Origin of the sequence: Bhargavaea cecembensis (genome assembly GCF_000826125.2) — a bacterium.
In the GTDB taxonomy this organism is placed as follows: domain Bacteria; phylum Bacillota; class Bacilli; order Bacillales_A; family Planococcaceae; genus Bhargavaea; species Bhargavaea cecembensis_B.
The window spans coordinates 230,266-245,236 of record NZ_LN651373.1; the positions used below are offsets into that span (position 1 = coordinate 230,266).

Annotated in this window: 11 protein-coding genes, 2 pseudogenes and 1 riboswitch; of the genes and pseudogenes, 11 read left to right on the forward strand and 2 right to left on the reverse strand. The window is 59.4% G+C overall.

Features of this window, described 5'->3' with window-relative positions; genetic code table 11:
- A pseudogene (locus BN1189_RS06860) lies at positions 1-212 on the forward strand (M20/M25/M40 family metallo-hydrolase); the annotation flags it as partial.
- Between the two features lie 636 nt (positions 213-848).
- Positions 849-1,835, forward strand: coding sequence for a nuclease-related domain-containing protein (locus tag BN1189_RS06865; protein ID WP_040226802.1), 987 nt, complete (start codon positions 849-851; stop codon positions 1,833-1,835).
- A 354-nt stretch (positions 1,836-2,189) separates the two neighbouring features.
- On the opposite strand, the gene BN1189_RS06870 is transcribed toward BN1189_RS06865, so the two are convergent.
- Positions 2,190-3,074, reverse strand: a complete 885-nt coding sequence (locus tag BN1189_RS06870; protein WP_040226804.1) for an S-layer homology domain-containing protein — start codon at positions 3,072-3,074, stop codon at positions 2,190-2,192.
- 165 nt (positions 3,075-3,239) lie between these two features.
- Positions 3,240-3,349: riboswitch (SAM riboswitch) on the forward strand.
- Positions 3,350-3,442: 93 nt separating this feature from the next.
- Between BN1189_RS06870 and BN1189_RS06875 the strand changes: the two genes are divergently transcribed.
- The 6 genes and pseudogenes from BN1189_RS06875 to BN1189_RS06900 form a co-directional block, all read left to right on the forward strand.
- Positions 3,443-4,468 carry a methionine ABC transporter ATP-binding protein gene (locus BN1189_RS06875; RefSeq protein WP_040226806.1) on the forward strand — a complete coding sequence of 342 codons (1,026 nt, stop codon included), beginning with the start codon at positions 3,443-3,445 and terminating at the stop codon, positions 4,466-4,468.
- Positions 4,469-4,565: 97 nt separating this feature from the next.
- Positions 4,566-5,711 (forward strand): NIL domain-containing protein, encoded by a 1,146-nt coding sequence (locus BN1189_RS16650; RefSeq protein WP_441296266.1) that lies wholly within the window; start codon positions 4,566-4,568, stop codon positions 5,709-5,711.
- Positions 5,701-6,363 (forward strand): methionine ABC transporter permease, encoded by a 663-nt coding sequence (locus BN1189_RS06885; RefSeq protein ID WP_040226808.1) that lies wholly within the window; start codon positions 5,701-5,703, stop codon positions 6,361-6,363. The genes BN1189_RS16650 and BN1189_RS06885 overlap by 11 nt, the downstream gene beginning before the upstream one ends.
- Before the next feature lie 202 nt (positions 6,364-6,565).
- Entirely contained in the window at positions 6,566-7,426 is an 861-nt protein-coding gene (locus BN1189_RS06890; RefSeq protein ID WP_040226809.1) for a MetQ/NlpA family ABC transporter substrate-binding protein, read from the forward strand.
- A 21-nt stretch (positions 7,427-7,447) separates the two neighbouring features.
- Positions 7,448-8,644, forward strand: coding sequence for a M20 family metallopeptidase (locus tag BN1189_RS06895; protein ID WP_040226810.1), 1,197 nt, complete (start codon positions 7,448-7,450; stop codon positions 8,642-8,644).
- Positions 8,616-9,698, forward strand: a pseudogene (locus tag BN1189_RS06900) (M20 family metallopeptidase); the annotation flags it as partial. The gene BN1189_RS06895 and the pseudogene BN1189_RS06900, both read left to right, overlap by 29 nt.
- A 206-nt stretch (positions 9,699-9,904) precedes the next feature.
- Here BN1189_RS06900 and BN1189_RS06905 read toward each other — a convergent pair.
- A complete protein-coding gene (locus tag BN1189_RS06905) occupies positions 9,905-10,645 on the reverse strand; it encodes an IclR family transcriptional regulator (RefSeq protein ID WP_040226812.1) in 741 nt (246 codons plus the stop codon).
- Between the two features lie 223 nt (positions 10,646-10,868).
- Here BN1189_RS06905 and BN1189_RS06910 point away from each other — a divergent pair, with 223 nt between their 5' ends.
- The 3 genes from BN1189_RS06910 to BN1189_RS06920 all read left to right on the forward strand — a co-directional run bounded on the left by BN1189_RS06910 (position 10,869) and on the right by BN1189_RS06920 (position 14,805).
- The gene (locus tag BN1189_RS06910) at positions 10,869-12,296 is read left to right on the forward strand and encodes an alanine/glycine:cation symporter family protein (RefSeq protein WP_052455702.1); all 1,428 of its coding nucleotides are present in this window, start codon (positions 10,869-10,871) and stop codon (positions 12,294-12,296) included.
- On the forward strand, positions 12,253-13,938 hold the full coding sequence (locus tag BN1189_RS06915) for a M20/M25/M40 family metallo-hydrolase (protein ID WP_040226814.1): 1,686 nt from the start codon (positions 12,253-12,255) through the stop codon (positions 13,936-13,938). Before BN1189_RS06910 ends, BN1189_RS06915 begins: the two co-directional genes overlap by 44 nt.
- Before the next feature lie 426 nt (positions 13,939-14,364).
- Entirely contained in the window at positions 14,365-14,805 is a 441-nt protein-coding gene (locus BN1189_RS06920) for a hypothetical protein (RefSeq protein ID WP_040226815.1), read from the forward strand.
- Positions 14,806-14,971 lie beyond the last annotated feature (166 nt).

The following is a 14,971-nucleotide window of genomic DNA, read 5'->3' on the forward strand; positions in this document are numbered from 1 at the left end:
CCGACTCCAACGTCCCGATCCACCTCGGCATCCCCGCGGTGACTTTGGGCGGAGGCGGCGACTTCGGCGGCTGTCATACTTTGGGGGAATGGTTCGACCCCGAAGGCGCATTCGTCGGCGTACAGAAAGTGCTGCTCACCGTGCTCGCGCTCGTCGGCGTGCCCGGCGTGGCGGAGGCGGTTCTGAAGGTAAGGGAAAAAGCGGTGAAATAAGGGGAAAGAAAGGAGCTCCCGGCCATGGCGGTCGGGAGCTCTTTTTGGATGAAGGGGATGTTCGGCCGTGGCCGAACAGTTCGATTGGAAGGAGTGGTCCCTTCCTGAAAGGTACCGACTCGGCGGACAGGCTTGCGTAAAAAGAGCCGCCGGCCATCCGGAGGCTCCCAGGTTATGTAAGTGCGGCACTACCGGGCACTCAGACCCCGGCCGGAGATGCGCGTCATTCCGTTTTCCACTTCCCGTCGGAGGTGCCCATTCGCGCGGGACAGGGCGGTGCCGCGGCCCTGTGATGAGACCAGTATATCCGGTGGGGAGGGGAGATATACATGATTTTTGAGAAAGGATCAGTGAAGTGGAAGAGTTGGGCTGCGAGATGGAAGAGTTTCGCCTCGAAGTGGAAGAGTTGGGTCCCGAGATGGAAGAGTTTCTCCTTCAGCCGGAGGAGCCGCGGGCAAATCGGGGGGAGGGCTCCGAGAATCACTGTTTTTCCTGTGGATAAGTCGCTGTCAAACACGTCAAAATTGAAATATGAAAAGTTAACCCCGCTTCAATTTGCAATCTTGGATAGTTATGTCTTTTTTCTGTCTATTTGTGCTATCGTATTGCCCAGGGAGGTGGGGCACGGTGGAACGAATGTATCCGCTGGAGTTGTTGAAGCTGGACGCCGCATTGGGGCGGATGGGGTTGAAGCACCCGGAACGTGAAACGGTGGACAAGAAACGGTACCGGACGGAGGCGGGATACAAGGGAGAGGTCCTGGTCGATCAGCACCTGCGCGGCCTCGGATTGCCGGGCCGGTGGTTCATCATGCGGGACATCCGCCTTCAGATCCACCAAAATTATATCGCGCAGTTTGATACACTCATTCTGTCGGAGCGCGGCATCTGGATCCTCGAATCAAAAATGGTGCGCGGCCGGCTTCGATGGCTCGAAAATCCGCGGCGGCTCGAGCGGATCGACGAAGACGGATCGATCCTCGCGATGACCTGTCCGATCACCCAATTGGAGAATCAAAAAAGCGCGCTGGCCGGCTGGCTGAGCGAGCGTGGAATCCATTTCCCGGTCGCCGGCGTGGTCGTGTTCGGACGGCAGAACGTCTGGGACAACCAGCCAAAAAACGCCCCGTTCATCTCAGTGAAGGAACTTCAGAATTACTTGAGACGGGAGGTCGGAGGTGCACTGCCGGATCGGGGAAGTGTTTCGGTGGAGCAGATCTTGCCATTAATCCGGGCGAATCAAGTCAGGCCGGACACCACACCCGCCGTGACCCTGCTCAACCTCCGACCGGAATCGTTGAAAACCGGCGTGCTCTGTGAATGCTGTTTTAGTAAGTTGACTAAGGTCACCCAGCGAACCCATGTCTGCCACTTCTGTAAGTCACCGGTCAGCGGAGACCCCTATGGCCGGGCGTTGCTGGATTTTGTATTGGTGTTCAAAGACTCATTCACGAACCGGGAGTTTTGTGAGTTTGCGGAGATTGCCTCGATTGCAACCGGCCAACGCTATCTGGACAAGTATCTGTTAAACATCACCGGAAACACCAATCAGCGCAGATATAATTTTATTCCTGAACAGCATCTGGATGAATCAGGAAAACGTCTTAAGCGGAAAAATGAGTGAGGAGAGATCTGGCTCAAGTGAGGAGAGTTTCGCCGCGAGTGAGGAGAGATCTGGCTCGAGTGAGGAGAGTTTTACCTCGAGTGAGGAGAGTTTCCGGAACCCCTGCCGCCCCTCCATACAAAAAGCTTCCCGCCCCCGGGAAGCTCTCCGCAATACCACTTGGATGAATCAGGGAAACAACTTAGGCGGAAAGGCGAGTGAGGAGAGTTTGAGCCCGAGTGAGGAGAGTTTCGCCGCGAGTGAGGAGAGTTTGAGCCCGAGTGAGGAGAGTTTCACCTCGAGTGAGGAGAGTTTCCGGAACACCCGCCCCCCAATCAAAAAAAGCTTCCCGCCCGCGGGAAGCTTTCCGCTCACTCATTCCGCAACGCCCATCGGATCTTCCACGATCACCTGGATGTCCGCGGTGCGTCCGGTGTCTCCGAGGGTGCCGGTGACCACGTAGTCGCCGGGCTGCATCATGTCCATCGTTCCGAGGTTCCAGAAGACGGGAGTGTCCACGACCACTCCGTTCGCCAGGGTGATGGCTAGTCTGTCGGGGAATTCTGGCATGGCGCCGACCGCCGTGGTGACCGGTTCGGGCTGCTCGATGTCCGCGATCGCGTATTTCACGGTCCGCGTGTCGTGGGCCCTTACGAGGAAGCTGGCGAATTGGCCGCGGCTGACGGGTTCTTTCGGGCGGTATTCTTCCACACGCGTTACATTATTTTTCCGCAGCACGTAGATTGGTTCGCGGAAGTAGGGCGCCGCTTCGCCGATGTCCCGCACCGTTGCGATTTGATTTGGCAAGTCTTTCAGTCCGAATGCGTTCACCAGCACTTTCGCCATCTGCTCGCGGGACATGAGCTGGGCGGGGTTGGCGTTGTTGTTCGGGTCGCCGTCGAAGATCCCCGCGTTGCGCACGATCAGTGAAAACTGATACAGCTCGTGATCCGGGTGCGAGGCCGGGATGTCGGCGAACGCCGGCACGCCCGCGTAGTCATATGTTTCCAGTGTCTCGCCGGTCTTGCTGAGCTCCATTTTCCCGAGCGCCTTGATCGCCGTCGCGCGGGGGACCGCCTTGGCCGGCTTGAATGTGCCGTCGCCGTAGCCGGTCATGATGCCGAGTTCCCGGGCGAGCAGAATATTGGTCGTGTGCTCGCCCGTGTCCGGCACATCCGAGTAGACCGCCGCCGAGGCAGCGGGCAGGAAGGCCGAAACGGCGAGCGCGGCCGCAAGGAACGGACCGAATAATCGTTTCATGTAATTGACCCCTCTCTGTATTGGACTCTCTTACTCTTCCCATACCCTTCCAGTCCCCGCGGAAATCAGCCGGATTAAAAACCTTTCAGAATACCCTTGACTTTCCCCGCGCCCCTCTGTAAAGTTAGGGTCAATTGATTCAGCCAATCAAATACATACATCATTTTCTTATCAAGAGAGATCGAGGGACAGGCCCTATGACATCTCGGCAGCGGACTCCACAGAGAGCACCGTGCCAATTCCTGCAGACGCGCACCAAGTCTGGAAGATGAGAAAAAGGATGGCCGAACAGGCCCTCTTTTTCTTGTCGTCACCAAGAAAAAGAGGGCTTTTTCGTTGCCCACGCATACAAGGAGGTTCACACAAACATGATCGAATTCAAGGAAGTGTCCAAGACATTCAAGCTCGGCCCGCGCGAAGTCCACGCGGTGAAAGACGTGACCCTCACGGTCGAACAAGGCGACATATTCGGGATCATCGGGTTCAGCGGCGCCGGGAAAAGCACGCTGCTGCGGCTCGTCAACCTGCTCGAGCGACCGACGTCCGGCCGGATCGAGATCGGCGGCGTCGACGTCACGTCGCTCAAGCCGAAGGAACTCCGAAAGCAGCGGCAGAACATCGGGATGATCTTCCAGAACTTCAACTTGTTCAACTCGCGCACCGTCGCCGGCAACGTCGCTTATCCGCTCAAGCTCGCCGGCACGCCGAAATCCGAAATCAGCCGCCGGGTCACCGAACTTCTGCAATTCGTCGGGCTCGCCGACAAGGCCGCGAACTATCCGGATCAGCTGTCGGGCGGGCAGAAGCAGCGCGTCGGCATCGCCCGGGCGCTTGCGAGCAATCCGGACATCCTCATCTGCGACGAAGCGACGTCCGCGCTCGACCCCGACACGACCGCCGACATCCTCCGGCTCTTAAAAAAGGTCAACCGGGAATTCGGCATCACGATCCTGCTGATCACCCACGAAATGGAAGTCATCCAGTCGATCTGCTCGAAAGTCGCGGTCATGGAAGACGGGGAAGTGATCGAATCGGGCGGCGTGTTCGATGTCTTCACCGACCCGCAGCACGGAACGACGGAGCGGTTCATCCGCTCCGTCCAGCAGGACCTCCCGTCGCCCGGCATCCTCAAAGAGTGGCGCGACGCGGGCGGAGGCAAGCTGTACCGGCTTTTATTCAAAGGGGCGATCGCGAACGAGCCGGTGCTGTCGCGGGTGACCGCCAGTCACGGCGTCACGTTCAACATCGTGTACGGCTCGGTCCGGGAACTGCAGGAGCGGCTGTTCGGCAACCTGATCGTCTCGTTTTCGGGCGACCCGGACGCCGTCAGCCGTGCCATCTCGGAAATCGCGACGCTCACGGACATCGAGGAGGTGATTGAAATTGAACGTTGACTGGACCACATTCTGGCCGCGGATCGTCGAGGCGACCGGCGAAACGCTCATCATGGTCATCGCGACCCTCATCTTCGGCTCGATCCTCGGCGTCATCATGGGCCTCCTGCTGTTCGTCACCCGGCAAAACAACATCCTGGAAAATAAAGTCGTCTTCAACCTGCTGAATCTGATCATCAACATCGTCCGGCCGGTGCCGTTCATCATCTTCCTCGTCGCGATTTCGCAGCTCACCCGGCTCGTCGTCGGCACGACAATCGGCACGGCGGCCGCGATCTTCCCGATGACGATCGTCGCGAGCTTCACGATCGCGCGGGTCGTCGAGAACAACCTCGTCTCGATCGATCCGGGCGTCATCGAAGCGGCACAGGCGATGGGGGCGAGCCCGATGCGCATCATCTTCACGGTGCTCATCCCCGAAGCGCTCGGCCCGCTCGTCCTCGGCCTCACATTCGTCTCCGTCACGCTCATCGACTTCTCGGCGGTCGCCGGGACGGTCGGCGGCGGCGGCCTCGGCCACGTCGCGATGACGTACGGCTACCAGCGGNGCACGCCGAAATCCGAAATCAGCCGCCGGGTCACCGAACTTCTGCAATTCGTCGGGCTCGCCGACAAGGCCGCGAACTATCCGGATCAGCTGTCGGGCGGGCAGAAGCAGCGCGTCGGCATCGCCCGGGCGCTTGCGAGCAATCCGGACATCCTCATCTGCGACGAAGCGACGTCCGCGCTCGACCCCGACACGACCGCCGACATCCTCCGGCTCTTAAAAAAGGTCAACCGGGAATTCGGCATCACGATCCTGCTGATCACCCACGAAATGGAAGTCATCCAGTCGATCTGCTCGAAAGTCGCGGTCATGGAAGACGGGGAAGTGATCGAATCGGGCGGCGTGTTCGATGTCTTCACCGACCCGCAGCACGGAACGACGGAGCGGTTCATCCGCTCCGTCCAGCAGGACCTCCCGTCGCCCGGCATCCTCAAAGAGTGGCGCGACGCGGGCGGAGGCAAGCTGTACCGGCTTTTATTCAAAGGGGCGATCGCGAACGAGCCGGTGCTGTCGCGGGTGACCGCCAGTCACGGCGTCACGTTCAACATCGTGTACGGCTCGGTCCGGGAACTGCAGGAGCGGCTGTTCGGCAACCTGATCGTCTCGTTTTCGGGCGACCCGGACGCCGTCAGCCGTGCCATCTCGGAAATCGCGACGCTCACGGACATCGAGGAGGTGATTGAAATTGAACGTTGACTGGACCACATTCTGGCCGCGGATCGTCGAGGCGACCGGCGAAACGCTCATCATGGTCATCGCGACCCTCATCTTCGGCTCGATCCTCGGCGTCATCATGGGCCTCCTGCTGTTCGTCACCCGGCAAAACAACATCCTGGAAAATAAAGTCGTCTTCAACCTGCTGAATCTGATCATCAACATCGTCCGGCCGGTGCCGTTCATCATCTTCCTCGTCGCGATTTCGCAGCTCACCCGGCTCGTCGTCGGCACGACAATCGGCACGGCGGCCGCGATCTTCCCGATGACGATCGTCGCGAGCTTCACGATCGCGCGGGTCGTCGAGAACAACCTCGTCTCGATCGATCCGGGCGTCATCGAAGCGGCACAGGCGATGGGGGCGAGCCCGATGCGCATCATCTTCACGGTGCTCATCCCCGAAGCGCTCGGCCCGCTCGTCCTCGGCCTCACATTCGTCTCCGTCACGCTCATCGACTTCTCGGCGGTCGCCGGGACGGTCGGCGGCGGCGGCCTCGGCCACGTCGCGATGACGTACGGCTACCAGCGGTTCGACGGCAGCGTCATGATCGTCACCGTGCTGATCCTCATCGTGCTCGTGCAGATCGCGCAGTGGATCGGCAACACGCTCTCGCGGAAGATCATGCGGCGATGAAACTCGACAGTCAGTCGAAGAAATTCGCTCGCTTACCGCGGGCGTTGCTTTAGTCTCCTCGACGCTGTCGCGTCTGCGGGGTCTGCAGCTAACGCTTTTCCCGCAGGTGTCTCGCGAATTTCTTCTCCTTCTGAGTGAAGGACGCACATCGAATCACTTGAACCAGAAAATATAAATTCAAACCAAAAGGAGAGATGATTTTATGAAGAAGTTCTGGCTACTTGCACTCGCACTGGTCACCGCGCTGGCGTTGGCGGCCTGCGGGAATGCGAACGCAGTCGGTGAAAAGACGGTCAAGGTGAAAATCGGGGTCAACGGGGCGGACGGCGCCCAGTGGCCGATCCTCAAAGAAAAGGCGAAAAAGGAAGGCATCGACATCGAGCTCGTGGAATTCGCCGACTACACACTGCCGAACAACGCGCTCGCCCAAGGGGACATCGACCTGAACGCGTTCCAGACGATTGCGTTTTTCGCCCAATATGTAGAGGAAAGCGGCAATGACCTCATCCCGATCGGTTCCACCGTGTTCGCGCCGATGGGCATTTATTCCGAGAAGATCAAAGACATCTCCGAGCTGAAGAAGGGCGATAAAGTCGCCATCCCGGACGACCCGGCGAACCAGGCACGTGCGCTCGTGCTGCTTGAAAGTGCCGGGCTCATCAAACTCGCAGACGATTTCGGACTGTTTGACGATCCGTCCAAAATCTCGGAAAACCCGATCGGTCTCGACATCCTCCCGATGACCGCCCAGCAGACGCCGCGCGTGCTGCCGGACGTCGCTGTCTCCGTCATCAATAACGGCATCGCCGGCCAGGCGGGCTTCTCCCCGGCGGAAGACTCGATCTTCAAGGAAGACGAAGCCGATGAACGCATCCAGCCGTACATCAACATCATCGCGGCGAGCGCCGAGGAAAAAGACAATGAAACGTACAAGCGCATCGTCGAGCTGTACCAGGAAGACGATATCGCCGAAGCGATCAAGGAAGACACGAACGGCGGCTCGATTCTCATCAAGCTCAGCCAGGACCAGCTCGACAAGACGTTCAACGAACTCAAAAAATAAACCAAACCGGAGGGATTCCCCATGACCGTAGCCCAAGATGCAAAAACGAAGATTTTGGAATCAATCGAAGCGAACCGCCACCGGTATATCAACGTGAGCCACTACATCCACTCCCATCCTGAAATCGGGAACGAGGAACGCATTGCGAGCGCCCGGCTCGCGGCACTTCTTGAAGAAGCGGGGTTTGACGTCGAGACGGGCGTGGCCGGGCACGAGACGTCGTTCTATGCGGTGAAGGATTCGGGGCAAGAGGGGCCGACTGTGGCGTATCTGGCGGAGTACGACGCGCTGCCGGGGATCGGCCACGCGTGCGGGCATAATATCATTGGCACGACGAGCGTCGCGGCGGCGATTGCGCTCGCCGATGGCCTCGGTGAAACCGGCGGACGCGTCGTCGTGCTCGGGACGCCGGCTGAAGAAGGCGGCCCGAATGGCAGCGCGAAGGGGAGCTTCGTGCGACACGGGTTCCTCGAGGGGGTGGACGTTGCGCTCATGATCCATCCGGGCGCAAAAACCGGTCCGACGGGCGAAACGCTCGCCGTCGACCCGCTCGACTTCCACTTTTACGGCCGTCCGGCTCATGCGTCGGGCGCGCCGGAGCAGGGGATCAACGCGCTGGACGCGGTGATCGGGCTGTTCAACGGCATCAACGCCCTCCGCCAGCAGCTGCCGACGGACGTCCGGATCCACGGCATCATCACGCACGGCGGCCACGCCCCGAACATCATCCCCGAGTACGCCTCCGCCCGCTTCTTCATCCGCGCCGAGACGTGGTCGCGGACGGAAGAGACGGCGAAGAAGGTCCGTGCAATCGCGGACGGCGCGGCCCTCGCGACCGGTGCGACCGTCAAAGTCGAGCGCTTCCAGAATGAAGTCCGCGATTTCGTCCTGAACAAGGTGCTCGACGACGTGATTGGCGAAGAGCTTGAAGCGGTCGGCGAAACGATCGTCCGGGAAAAGCGCAAAGGGAAGGGCTCGACCGACGCCGGCAACATCAGCTACGCCGTCCCGACCGCCCATCCGCACATCAAGATCGGGCCGGATGACCTCATCGGCCACACTGTGGAATTCCGCGAAGCCGCCAAATCACCGGCCGGCGATGAAGCCCTCATTCGCGGCGCCAAAGCCCTCGCCGCGACCGGCCACCGCCTGCTGACGGATGCCCCGCTATTGCACCGGGNAACGCATTGCGAGCGCCCGGCTCGCGGCACTTCTTGAAGAAGCGGGGTTTGACGTCGAGACGGGCGTGGCCGGGCACGAGACGTCGTTCTATGCGGTGAAGGATTCGGGGCAAGAGGGGCCGACTGTGGCGTATCTGGCGGAGTACGACGCGCTGCCGGGGATCGGCCACGCGTGCGGGCATAATATCATTGGCACGACGAGCGTCGCGGCGGCGATTGCGCTCGCCGATGGCCTCGGTGAAACCGGCGGACGCGTCGTCGTGCTCGGGACGCCGGCTGAAGAAGGCGGCCCGAATGGCAGCGCGAAGGGGAGCTTCGTGCGACACGGGTTCCTCGAGGGGGTGGACGTTGCGCTCATGATCCATCCGGGCGCAAAAACCGGTCCGACGGGCGAAACGCTCGCCGTCGACCCGCTCGACTTCCACTTTTACGGCCGTCCGGCTCATGCGTCGGGCGCGCCGGAGCAGGGGATCAACGCGCTGGACGCGGTGATCGGGCTGTTCAACGGCATCAACGCCCTCCGCCAGCAGCTGCCGACGGACGTCCGGATCCACGGCATCATCACGCACGGCGGCCACGCCCCGAACATCATCCCCGAGTACGCCTCCGCCCGCTTCTTCATCCGCGCCGAGACGTGGTCGCGGACGGAAGAGACGGCGAAGAAGGTCCGTGCAATCGCGGACGGCGCGGCCCTCGCGACCGGTGCGACCGTCAAAGTCGAGCGCTTCCAGAATGAAGTCCGCGATTTCGTCCTGAACAAGGTGCTCGACGACGTGATTGGCGAAGAGCTTGAAGCGGTCGGCGAAACGATCGTCCGGGAAAAGCGCAAAGGGAAGGGCTCGACCGACGCCGGCAACATCAGCTACGCCGTCCCGACCGCCCATCCGCACATCAAGATCGGGCCGGATGACCTCATCGGCCACACTGTGGAATTCCGCGAAGCCGCCAAATCACCGGCCGGCGATGAAGCCCTCATTCGCGGCGCCAAAGCCCTCGCCGCGACCGGCCACCGCCTGCTGACGGATGCCCCGCTATTGCACCGGGTGCGGACGGAATTTGAAGAAGCATTGAAGAGGAAGGAAGAGGAATAAGAGAGAAGCCTCCGGCGGGTGCCGGAGGCTTCTATTTAATAGAAGGAAGTTCTTCTGGCCGAAGCTGGAAGTGGGTGAGAACGTTCCGGTCGCGCCGGAAGTTGACACTCAGTCTGCCAAAGATAACATTCGAGGGGATGAAGTTAACATTCGGAGTGCTAAAGTTAACACTCAGCGTATCAAAGTTGACACTCGCCATCCTCCAATCACCCACGCTGTCCCATCTCACCGGAAATCCGCTCCGCGGCTTCCATCACCCGCTCGATAAACCGGTCGATCTGCTCGTCGGTCACTTGGCTTTCGATCGCTTCGACGCTCAGGGCGGCGAGGACTCGGCCTTCGTAGTCGAAGACGGGCGCGGCGACGGCGAGGGTTCCCGGTGTTTTTTCTCCGCGGCTGATGGCAAAGTCTTTTCGCCGGATCGTCCGCAGCTGTTTCTCCAGCCGCGTCCGCTCCTCTTCACCGGGCACGAGCCGGTCCAGCAACCCTTCAGCTTTCCCGCGCTCCATATTCGCGAGCATCACTTTGTTCGCCGCGCCGATGTGCATCGGAATCCGTTCGCCGATTGCGTCGATGATGCGCACACTCCGAGGGGAGTCGATCCGGTCGATGATGATCGACATGTCATCGTCGGGCGCATTCAGATAAACGGTTTCCCGCACGTCCGCGGCGAGTTCTTCCATCACCGGACGGGCGACCACCCGGACGTCGAGCTTCTCATATTTTCTTAACCCGAGTTCGACCCATTTGTAGCCGAGTTCGTATTGTTTCGTCCCGGCGTCCTGGGAGACGAGGTCGTGCGATTCGAGTGACTGGAGCAGCCGGTACACGGTGCTGATCGGCAGGCCGGTCGCGTCGGCGAGCTCGGCGGGGAGCCATTTCGCCCGTTCCGCGTCCGCCGACATCGCCCCGATGATCGCCATCGCCCGGTCGATTGATTGGATCATGCCCCATCGCCTCCTGTCTTTCCTTCCATTGTATCAAACCCGGCCCCTATATTCAGAACTCTCCAAAGAAAATAAAACCGATTGACAACCCCGCACCCCAGGAATAGAATAAAAGAAAGATTTCGCATTACAGAATTTATTCCACGATGCGGAATTATTTATTCACTATCCATGTAAACGCTTTCCATTAGCAGGCAATTTGCATAGAAGGGTTTGAGGGGAAATGGACGGTTTCACGAAGGCAATTGCTTCACTCACTGATTTCATCTGGGGGATCCCGCTGATTGCGCTGCTCATCGGCGGAGGGATTTTCTTGACGGTCCGGCTCGGGTTCTTCCAGTTCCGGTACTTCCCGCACATCATCAAGCAGACGTTCGGCAAGATCTTTGCGAAGGCGGAAGGGGACGGGACGCTCACGCCGTTCCAGGCGACGACGAGCGCGCTCGCATCCACGATGGGTGCGGCGAACATCGTCGGCGTTCCGGTCGCCATCGCGCTCGGCGGGCCGGGTGCCATCTTCTGGATGTGGCTCGTCGCGCTGATCGGGATCGGCACGAAATACTCGGAAGTCGTCCTCGGCATCCATTACCGCGAGAAAAATAAAGAAGGCGAATTCGTCGGCGGTCCGATGTACTACATCAAGAAAGGCCTCGGCTGGAAAAAAGTCGCCACGTTCTTCGCTTTCGCTCTCATGATCGAAATCATCGCGAGCACGATGGTCCAGTCCAACTCGATCGCCGCCACGATGAGCGGATCGTTCGGCCTGTCGCCGGTCATCACCGGCCTCATCGTCGCCGCGCTCGTCATCGCCGTCACATACGGCGGCATCAAAACGATCGGGAAAGTGACCGAAAAGCTCATCCCGTTCATGGTCATCATCTACCTGATTGCGGCGCTCATCGTCGTCTTTGCGAACATCAAAGAACTGCCGCACGCATTCGGCCTTATCTTCGGGTATGCGTTCCGCCCGATGTCCGCAGCCGGCGGATTTGCCGGCGCCGGCGTGGCGATGGCCATCCGGTGGGGGCTCGCCCGCGGACTTTATTCCAACGAAGCGGGTATGGGGACCGCGCCGATCGCGCACTCCGCCGCAGTCAATTCGCACCCGGCGAAGCAGGGCTTCTGGGGCGTCTTTGAAGTCATCGTCGACACGCTCATCGTCTGCACGATCACCGCGATGGTCGTCCTCACGTCCGGCGTCTGGGAAACGATGGCACCGGACGACGCCTCGCTCATGGTGACCGAAGCATTCGCCCTCGTGCTCGGCGACTCGGTCGCGGGCGCCATCGTCTCGGCAACCTTGTTCCTGTTCGTCATCACGACCGTCGTCGTCATCATCTTCTACGGGGAAAAGCAGGCGGAATTCCTGTTCGGCACCGGCTTCTCGAAAGTGATGCGATTCGTCTATATCATCGCCATCGTCGTCGGCGCGCTCGGCGGTCTCCGCTTCATCTGGCAATTCCTTGACTTGCTGCTCGCAGCCATCGTCATCCCGAACGTCATCGCCGTCCTGTTCCTGAGCGGCAAAGTGAAAGACATCACGAACGACTACTTCACGAACTTGTATCCGGTTGAAAAGAAAAAAAGGGCCAAAGGAGGCAACCATCATGTACGAACAACTGAAAGAGATGGAAATGCAGGCGCAGATTGAATTCATCACCCGTCACCTCGTCGGACTGAACAGCATCAACGGAACGCTCGGGGAAGTCCGGATCGTCCAGGAAATCCACGACATCCTCGCATCTTTCCCGTATTTCCGGGAACACCCGGAAAACCTGTGGCTCCAGAAGATCGAAGGCGACCCGATCGGCCGCCAAAACGTCTTCGCATTCGTCGAAGGCGCCCATAAATCGCCGCAGACGGTGCTTTACCACTCGCACATCGACACGGTTGCCGTCGAAGACTTCGGCCCGCTGAAAGAACACGCATTCAACCCGGACGCAATGGAAGCCTTCTTCCGCGACTACGGCAACGATGCCGAGCTGCAGGCGGAAGCCCGCTCCGGCGACTGGATGTTCGGCCGCGGCTCCGTCGACATGAAAAGCGGCGCCGCCGTCCACATTGCGAACGTTCTTTACTTCTCCGAACATCCGGAAGAACTGAGCGGCAACGTGCTCCTGCTGTGCAACGGCGACGAGGAAAGCGAACACCGCGGCATGGTCGGCGCGCTTGGCGAACTGAACCGGCTGCAGCACGAAATCGGCCTCCACTTCGTCACCGCGATCAACACCGACTTCATCACACCGCTTTATGACGGAGACCCGAACCGCTACATCTACACCGGCGCCGCCGGCAAGATCCTCCCGAGCTTCCACATCTACGGCCGGGAAGTCCACGTCGGCGACACGCTGTCCGGCATCGACCCGAATTTCATCGCGGCAAAACTCACCGAGCGGCTCCACAACCGCTACGAACTCGCCGAACAGATCGAAGGAGAAATGGTCCTGCCGCCGACCGTGCTCAAACAGCGCGACACGAAAGAACTGTACACCGTCCAGACCGCCATCTCGAGCCACCTGTACTTCAACTGCTTCGTCTACGAAGAAACGCCCGAACAGATCCTGGCGAAGTTTATGCACGAAGCCCGCGAAGCGGCCCTCGAAACGGAAGCTTATATGAAGGAACAGTTCGACCAGTTCATCCACGTCACCGGCCTTCCGAGCCGCAACCTGAGCTGGGCGATCGAGGTCACGACGTACGAAGACTACGTGAACTACCTGGCAGCGCGCGGCGTCGACGTCCGCAGCGTCATCGACGGCGTGCTTGCGGGTGAACGAACAGGCGACCTGCGTGACCTCAGCTTTGAAATTGTTGCGGCCCTCCAGGCAGCCGATCCGGAGAAAAAAGCCCGCATTATCCTGTTCTTCGCACCGCCGTTCCTCCCGCACAACTACCTGAAAGCGGAAGACGGCCGCGACGCCCACATCCAGGCGACTGTCGCACGCGTGCTCGAGGAAGTCGGCGCCGAAACCGGTGAAAGCTTCCAGCTGAAAAAATTCTTCCCATACCTCGCCGACGGCAGCTTCCTGTCGCTCCACGAAACGGAAGACGAGCTCGCTCCGCTCACCCGAAACCTGCCCGAATGGAACAACATCTACGGCATCCCGTTCGGCACGATCAAAAAACTCAACATCCCGAGCGTCAACATGGGCGTCTACGGCAAAGACGGCCACAAATGGACCGAACGCGTATACAAACCGTACTCGTTCGGCGTGCTCCCGGGCCTGATCCGCAAGGCGACGGTGAGCTTGCTGGAGCAGGAATCCACGCAACCGGTGCTTGAAATGGCATAAGACAGTTAGGATAAGAAAAGAAGCGGCCGGCATGTCCTTAAAGGGACGCGCCGGCTTTTTTGCGTTGCGGGAGAGCGGGTGAGGGGAGGGAGAAGGGGCGAGTGAGACGCAAAACACGGCGAGTGAGACGCTTTTGGGTCCGAGTGAGTCGCTTTCTCTCTTGAGTGAGACGCAATCCAGCCCGAGTGAGTCGCTTTTGTCCGCGAGTGAGACGCTTTCTGCGACGGCTGCAAGATTCTCCGCTTGCGGAGAATCAATCAAACCTAAAAGGAAACCTTCCGGCTCGCCGGAAGGCTCATTCAATAGGCTTGGATCATTTAGGGAAACTGTTCGTTATCGGAGAAAAGAAAGAAGCGGACGGCAAGTCGGGTAAAACTCCTGTCTTGGCACAAACTAACCGTAGCCGGGTAGGGAGGAAACGCAACGATGAAAAAGATGGTTCTCGCTTTGTCATGGACCGTGCTGCTTGCCGCCTTTCACGTACAGGCAGAGGCAGACAAGCTCATTGAAATAGAAGAAATTCCGCAAAACCGGCCGCCGACCGTCATGGAGCGGGCATTCCTGCGCGAACTCGGTCCCGTGATTTTCAATGTGATGAATCAACACGGCGACCGGCAATTGTTCATCTCGGAACGGATTGAAACGATTGTACGGGATAAACAGGATGATCACTATGATGTCTCACTGCGGGTCGTCGGATACGAAGGCCCGCTCAACCCGCCCTTCAAGCTGATCCGGATGACCCTCCGCTTTCCGGGAATCAACGGTGCCGACTACCGCGTGATTCACTATGAACACCGGCGAATCACACCTGACGAAGCTGTTGAGTTTAGCAAGTTCACGAGGTCTTCTCAGAGCGGCGAGTGAGACGCAATCAGGTCCGAGTGAGTCGCTATTGGACCCGAGTGAGACGCTTTCCGCGGCTGCTGCTTTCTAGGGACAACTCTTCTCTCCTAAAAACATAGGGGCTGTCCAGAAAGTCGATAAAAACGACTTTCTGTAACAGCCCCTTTCTTGTTTTTTATCTCTCTCA